The organism is Burkholderia sp. E168m23 (assembly GCF_016586125.1).
Taxonomy (GTDB): domain Bacteria; phylum Pseudomonadota; class Gammaproteobacteria; order Burkholderiales; family Burkholderiaceae; genus Burkholderia; species Burkholderia orbicola.
In genome coordinates, this window is sequence record NZ_BCPP01001221.1 from 1 (window position 1) to 1,723 (window position 1,723).

At 69.2% G+C, this 1,723-nt stretch carries 2 protein-coding genes; both read left to right on the forward strand.

Going from position 1 to position 1,723, the window contains the following annotated elements:
- The coding region (locus tag JMF90_RS35895) for a DUF3443 family protein (RefSeq protein WP_201326234.1) at positions 1–978 on the forward strand (978 nt) is incomplete at its 5' end.
- A gap of 162 nt (positions 979–1,140) precedes the next feature.
- Complete coding sequence (locus tag JMF90_RS35900) at positions 1,141–1,638, forward strand: VOC family protein (RefSeq protein ID WP_011546706.1); 498 nt, start codon at positions 1,141–1,143, stop codon at positions 1,636–1,638.
- The last annotated feature ends 85 nt before the right edge of the window (positions 1,639–1,723 follow it).

Sequence of the window (1,723 nt, forward strand, 5' to 3'; positions counted from 1 at the left end):
ATCGTCAACAACGTGCTCGTCGATACCGCGTCCTACGGGCTGCGGCTCGTCGGCAGCGCGGTGGCGGGCGTGCACGACAGCCTGCCGCAGGTGACGAGCGGTGGCGCGCCGGTCGCCGAATGCGGCAAGTTCGTGTCGAGCTACACGTGGGGCTCGGTGCGCACCGTCGACCTGTCGATCGGCACCGAGCAGGCGAGCTCGCTGCCCGTGCAGATCATCGGCGACCTCGGCACGACCAACGTACCGAGTTCATGCACGAACGGCGGCGCGTCGGCCAACTCGACCGGCGCGCTCGGCGCGAACGGCATCCTCGGCATCGGGCCGGCGCCGTACGACTGCGGCACGACCTGCGCCACGTCGACGTCGACGAGCAACAACTACTACGCGTGCCCGAACGGCGACAACGCGCGCTGCACGGTCGCGCTCGTGCCGCTGGCGCAGCAGGTGGCGAATCCGGTGCATCGGTTCGCGAACAACGACGGGGTGAGCGTGCAGATGCCGGCCATCTCCGACAACGGGCAGGCAAGCGCGACCGGCACGCTGACGTTCGGCCTGCCGAACCTGGACGGCAAGACGGTGATGAGGTCGACCACGACCGGCGACGTCAGTGCGACGTTCCAGGGGCGCAGCGTGACCGCGTTCTTCGATACCGGCTCGAACGCGTATTTCTTCAACGATTCGACGTCGACGTCGCAACCGTGCACGCGGAATACGGAGTTCTACTGCCCGTCGGCGACGACCACCTATTCGGCCACGTTGAGCGGGCAGAACGGCGCGTCGGGCACCGTGTCGATGCCGGTCGCCAACGCCGATGCGCTGTTCTCGAACTCGTCCACGTTCGCGTTCAACGACATCGCGGGCCCGTTCGGCTCGTCCAGCTGGCTCGACATCGGCATGCCGCACTTCTACGGCAAGACGATCTACTTCGGGATGGACAAGACCGCGAGCGGCGGCCCGCAGCCGTTCGTCGCGTTCTGACGCGGCACGGCCGGACGCAGGAACGAGGGGGGCGAGCGATCGCCCCCTTTTTTTCGGCCCGGCGGCCTTGAGGCTACGGACCGGCGCGCTGCCGGGCGCCGGCGTAGCGTCTACGATGTAAGACCGGCACCGGTGCCGGCACGACATCGAGGAGACAGCGCCATGAACCCGCGTATCCAGCGCATCACGCCGTTCCTGTGGTTCGACCGCGACGCCGAGGCGGCGGCCGGTTTCTACGTATCGGTGTTCGACAACGCGCGCATCGTGCACGTCGCGCGCTACGGCAAGGCCGGCGCGCACGCGTCCGGCAACGCCGAGGGCGCGGTGATGACCGTGGCGTTCGAGCTCGACGGGCAGGCGTTCGTCGCGCTGAACGGCGGCCCCGTGTTCCAGATGACGCCGGCCGTGTCGTTCGTCGTCAACTGCCGCGACCAGGCCGAGATCGACCATTACTGGGCGCGCCTGTCCGAAGGCGGCGACGAGCGCGCGCAGCAATGCGGCTGGCTGCGCGACCGCTTCGGCGTGTCGTGGCAGGTCGTGCCCGTGCAGATGGCCGAGCTGATGACCGGCGACCCGGCCCGCGCCGAGCGCGTGATGGCGCAGGTGATGACGATGAAGAAGCTCGATCTCGGCGCGCTGCAGCGGGCGGCGGCCGGCTAGGGTCAGCGCAAGCCCGTTGTCGGCGTGAACAGGCCCGAGGCCGCTTCGGTCGGTCGGGCCGCTCAAGGCCGGCGGCCGGCCGTTT

Coding starts and splice junctions, on each gene's coding strand:
- JMF90_RS35900 (WP_011546706.1), top strand. CDS start 1,141: ATGAACCCGCGTATCCAGCGCATCACGCCGTTCCTGTGGTTCGACCGC.